Here is a 5,093-nt window from a genome sequence, read left to right as displayed (position 1 = left end):
GCCAGTTTTGATGCCAATGGTGAAGTCTTGAATGGCCCCGCGACCAAGCCTCTAGCTGCTTATTCTGCTAAAATTGTGGGTACTCAAGTCCTAGTGGCAATTTCAGCTCCTCCCGCCACTGTGAATACCAAACCTGCTGGGCGAGGGAAGAATTAGGAATTAAGCTTTAGGTTTTAGGTTTTAGGCTTTAGGAATTAGGCTTGAGAAGCTTAAAATTAAGCGTCACCTCGTCCCCGCTCCCCGCTCCCTGTCTTGACTGAAACACATGCGGAGGGAACCTCCGCGTGATTTCAGTCGCAACTCCCAACTCCCAACTCCCAACTCATGAGCGAAACTGCGATCCGTCCGGCCATAATTAGTGGAGTTGTTCCCGATTCGATCGCGGCAGAGATTGGCTTTAGTCCTGGCGATCGATTGGTAAAGATTAACGGGCAAAAACCGCGCGATTTAATCGATTATCAGTTTCTTTGTGCGGATGAATTTTTAGATTTAGAAGTACTAGACATTAAGGGAAAATCTCACCAGGTCGAGATTGAGAAGGATTATGATGAGGATTTGGGACTGGAATTTGAGACGGCTTTATTCGACGGCCTGATTCAGTGTAACAATAAGTGCCCCTTCTGTTTTATCGACCAACAACCGCCTGGTAAACGGGAATCTTTGTATTTTAAAGATGATGATTATCGACTGAGTTTCTTATATGGCAGCTATCTGACTCTCACCAATCTCACTACCAAAGAATGGGATCGGATTGCCCAGATGCGGCTCTCGCCTTTGTATGTCTCCGTCCATGCCACCGAGCCAGATATTCGATCGCAACTGCTCAAAAATCAGCGAGCGGGCGAAATTATGAAGCAGCTCGAATGGTTTCAGTCTCACTGCCTCGAAATTCACGCTCAAGTTGTGTTGTGTCCGGGGATTAATGACGGCGAACATCTCGATCGCACTATCCGCGATTTAGCCAGCTTCCATCATGGAGATATACCAACAGTAGCTTCCGTGGCAGTGGTACCCGTCGGGTTGACGCGCTTTCGCCCCAATTTGACCGAACTTTCACCCGTTACGCCGGAAATTGCCAAGGTTGTTATCGATCGAGTCGAAGCCTTGCAACAAGAATTTCGGCACCAATTCGATTCTACTTTCGTCTGGTTAGCTGATGAATGGTATCTAATTGCTGGAGTCGAACTGCCGCCTAGCGATTACTACGAAGACTACCCCCAATTGGGCAATGGAGTCGGCTCCATTCGGCGTTTTCTCGATGAATTTGCCGAAGAAATCGCCGACTGGGAGATTACTGAAATTTCGCCCCCGCGCACCTGCACTTGGGTCGTGGGCAATGCCGTGGAAAATGCCTTCCAACCTATCGTCGATCGACTAAATCAAGTCCCAGGTCTTCAGGTTAACTTAGTCGCCATTGCCAGCCAATATTGGGGGCAACAGATGACAGTTACCGGACTATTGACCGGACAAGACTTGCTGGCCGAGCTACCGAATCGCGATTTGGGCGATCGAGTCCTGATTCCTAGCGTAATGCTCAAGCACGACGAAGCCAAGTTTCTCGACGATGTAACTCTAGATGAATTGGCTGAAAAATTACAAGTACCCATGATTCCCGTCAGCGGAATTCCAGATTTTCTGGAACAATTAGGGGAAGATAGAGCGGGGGTTAGCGACTCAGAGCCGCATTTCTCCTCTCCAGCAGCATCTCTGCCAAATCGAACGTTGTAGTATTAAAGGTAAGCGAATTTTTAAGTAGTTATAGATTAAGCGCATATGTTGACTCCGATCGAATTAATTTACATGTTAAACAGCCGCATTGTGAGCTTAGTGAAGCGGCACGAACGCCATCGGCAGCCAACCGCCAGAATGCAATCGATTTGCGCGATCGTCTTATTAAATTTTAGTGGGTGGGGATTCGCAACGGCTAGGGCCGCAGCGGTAGAGGACGCGGGAAGCGATCGCAGCCTACGACACAGGAGTACTCAGTCCCCCCGCGCTAGTCGATCGCTCATCGCCCAAAAAACGACTACCCCACCCACCCCCACCGCACCGCCATCATCGCCCAATATCAAACTACCCAACGAACTCAACCTGCCCAAAACAGGTGGTGAAGTAAGGATTACAGGTAGCCAAGCAATTACCCTTCAACAAGCGATCGAGATCGCCTTCCGCAACAATCGCCAGGTTCAAGTCGCGCGACTGGGCGTCGATCGCAGTCGCCAGAGTATCAATCTAGCTCAATCCGCTCAATCCGTGCGGGTAGGATTGCAAAGCGATCTCACCAATGCCGGATCGTCTTTGATTTTCGGTAATAACTCTGCTCTAACTACTAATAGCAGTAGTACCAGCGTCAATGGCGCAGCCTCTGCCAAGTACACCATTTTGGATGCGGGTCGCAACCAGAGTAGCGTTCGCGCTGCCGAAGAACAAGTCCGATACGACCAGCTCGATCTCGTGCGCGTCGAGCAACAAGTCCGCAGTCTAGTCATTACCGCCTACTACGATCTCCAAGCTGCCGATTCTTCGATTATTATCAGTCAAGCTTCTGTTAGAGATGCTACTCGCAGTTTGAGCGACGCTCAACTCCAAGAGCGAGCGGGTGTGGGGACGAGATTTGATATTCTCACCGCCCAAGTCCAGCTGGCTACTGCCAATCAAAATCTGACCAACGCTCAATCTCAACAACAGACCGCCCGCAAAAATCTCGCTCAAATCCTCGTCGTTGATAATAATACGGAATTCACCGCCGCTGATGCCGTCCGCGAGCTAGGCACCTGGAAATATTCACTTGAAGATAGCATCATCCTCGCCTTCAAAAATCGCCCCGAAGCCGAGCAACAACTCTCCCTGCGCCGGAGCAGTCAACAGCAACAAAATATTGCCTCAGCCGCTAATGCTGCTCAAGTAGATCTAGTTGGCAGTTATGGTTTGGGCAAAACCCTGACTACGTCTACTTCCGTTCGAGATACCTATAGCGTTGGCGTCCAATTGACTTGGAACTTTCTCGATGGTGGTGCTGCCGCCGCAAATACCAACATTCAAAGGGTCAACGAAACAATTTACGAGAACCAGTTTACGAGCACTCGGAATCAAATTCGGTATCAAGTCGAACAAGCTTACTTCAGCCTCGGCTCTAGCCAAAAAAATATCGCTACTTCTACTCAGGCACTCACCCAAGCTGAAGAAAGTCTCAAACTCGCCCGATTGCGTTTTCAAGCAGGGGTTGGTACCCAAACTGATGTCATCAACGCCCAAACCGCCCTGGCTACCGCTCGTGGCAACCGCGTTACCGCAATTCTCAATTACAATCGCGCTCTGGCTAATCTGCGGACGGCGACGGTGGTTAATGAGTAGAGGGTAGGGGATAGGGGATAGGGATTAGGGATTAGGGAGTTGGGAGTTAGGAACGTTTGCGTTTATAAACGCTCTATTCCCTGACCCTCTAGCCATTATTCACTATCCACTATCTACTATCCCCTAATCCCTATCCCCTATCCCCTTATCCCTAATCCCTACCCTTACCCCCTTGGCAAAACCGTCAAAGATCTTAATAATTCTTAAGTAGGACATAAATTATTCTGGGGGTACGAGATGAGCGCGATTAAGTTTATTAAAGAGAACAAGGAGATTGTCGTCGCACAGGGGGCAAATCTGCGCGAGAAGGCCGTTCAAAACCAGATTGATATCTATACCTTCAAAGGTAAACTGATGAACTGTGGTGGCTACGGTCAATGTGGCATGTGTGGTGTCGAGATCGTCGAAGGGATGGAAAATCTCTCTCCCCGGACTGATTTTGAGAATCGGAAACTGGCGAAAAAACCTGCTAACTACCGCCTCGCTTGTCAGACATTGGTTAATGGTGCTGTGTGCGTCAATACTAAACCCTAGTTGCTCTATTCAGTAGCTAGTGAGGATGGAGATCCTTACTGGTAGCTGAATGTGGAAAATTGAGTCGAAATAGAGGCTAGTGGCGATTACCTCCGGTAGGCTACGCCAACGCGTCAGTTAAATCTTGACTAAACTGCCTACACCCTCACTGGAAGTGATATTCTAGTCAGGGTGGGGATAAAAAATACTTTATAGGAATTACTCTAAATGCAAACTAACGATTTAGGTTTCGTCGCCAGCCTGCTATTCGTGCTCGTACCGACAATTTTCTTGATTATTCTCTATATTCAAACCAACTCCAACAACACCGGGACTGATTCATAAGCTTTTGAATCGTAGTCATCCAGACAAAAAGACGGCTAGAGATTAACTCTCTAGCCGTCTTTTGCATAGATTCATCAGTGAAAGGGAAAGGGTCGAAAACAGTCTTTTATCTTTCCCCCTAAAACCTAAAGCCTAAAGCCTAAACCTTAGCTAATTCTGGACGCTTGCTATTGCGAACACCTTTGATGGCTTCAGCATAGTCAGGTGCGTTAAAGACAGCCGAACCAGCGACGATCGCATTTGCACCAGCTTCGATGACTTGCCAGCTATTATTTGGCTTGAGACCACCATCGACTTCGATCCAGGGATCTAGGCCGCGTTCGTCGCACATTTGACGCAACTTAGCGACTTTAGTAACTGCGCTCGGAATAAAGCTTTGACCGCCAAAACCAGGGTTGACGCTCATAATTAGCACCAAATCGCATAAGTCGAGGACGTATTCGATTAGTTCTAGCGGCGTACCAGGGTTGAGGACGACACCAGCTTGTTTGCCAAGTTCTTTGATTTGGCCCAAGGTGCGGTGCAGGTGAGCTGAAGCATTGTACTCGGCATGGACGGAGATAATATCTGCCCCAGCTTTGGCAAAATCAGCTACATATTTCTCTGGTTCGACGATCATCAAGTGGACATCGATAATCTTTTTGGTATGGGGACGAACGGCTTCGACAATCAGGGGGCCGATAGTAATATTTGGTACGAACCGTCCATCCATAACATCAACGTGAATCCAATCGGCTCCAGCGGCATCCACAGCCCGAATTTCTTCACCTAAGCGGCTAAAATCTGCCGAGAGGATCGACGGGGAAATGACTAAGGATTTCTGGCTCATAGTTACTATAGTTCTCCTGAGATTAAGTTTCAGTAAAAATTTTAACAATTTC

Annotated in this window: 5 protein-coding genes; 4 read left to right on the top strand and 1 reads right to left on the bottom strand. The window is 48.3% G+C overall.

From position 1 onward, the window contains the following. The first annotated feature begins 324 nt into the window (after positions 1-324). The 4 genes from RMO84_RS19785 to psbM all read left to right on the top strand — a co-directional run bounded on the left by RMO84_RS19785 (position 325) and on the right by psbM (position 4,212). Positions 325-1,728 (top strand): TIGR03279 family radical SAM protein, encoded by a 1,404-nt coding sequence (locus RMO84_RS19785; RefSeq protein ID WP_310490154.1) that lies wholly within the window; start codon positions 325-327, stop codon positions 1,726-1,728. Between the two features lie 45 nt (positions 1,729-1,773). Further along, complete coding sequence (locus RMO84_RS19780; protein ID WP_310490153.1) at positions 1,774-3,354, top strand: TolC family protein; 1,581 nt, start codon at positions 1,774-1,776, stop codon at positions 3,352-3,354. Between the two features lie 237 nt (positions 3,355-3,591). Next, on the top strand, positions 3,592-3,888 hold the full coding sequence (locus RMO84_RS19775) for a 2Fe-2S iron-sulfur cluster-binding protein (protein WP_310490152.1): 297 nt from the start codon (positions 3,592-3,594) through the stop codon (positions 3,886-3,888). A gap of 207 nt (positions 3,889-4,095) precedes the next feature. Continuing rightward, the gene (gene psbM, locus RMO84_RS19770; protein ID WP_310490151.1) at positions 4,096-4,212 is read left to right on the top strand and encodes a photosystem II reaction center protein PsbM; all 117 of its coding nucleotides are present in this window, start codon (positions 4,096-4,098) and stop codon (positions 4,210-4,212) included. Positions 4,213-4,351: 139 nt separating this feature from the next. Here the strand turns inward: psbM and rpe are convergent, their stop codons facing one another. Beyond that, on the bottom strand, positions 4,352-5,041 hold the full coding sequence (rpe, locus tag RMO84_RS19765; protein WP_309736074.1) for a ribulose-phosphate 3-epimerase: 690 nt from the start codon (positions 5,039-5,041) through the stop codon (positions 4,352-4,354). Between the last annotated feature and the right edge of the window lie 52 nt (positions 5,042-5,093).

Origin of the sequence: Chamaesiphon sp. VAR_69_metabat_338, from assembly GCF_031423935.1 — a bacterium.
In the GTDB taxonomy this organism is placed as follows: domain Bacteria; phylum Cyanobacteriota; class Cyanobacteriia; order Cyanobacteriales; family Chamaesiphonaceae; genus Chamaesiphon.
The sequence above is the reverse complement of the archived record's forward strand: the minus strand, read 5'-3'. Positions and strand labels throughout refer to the sequence as shown.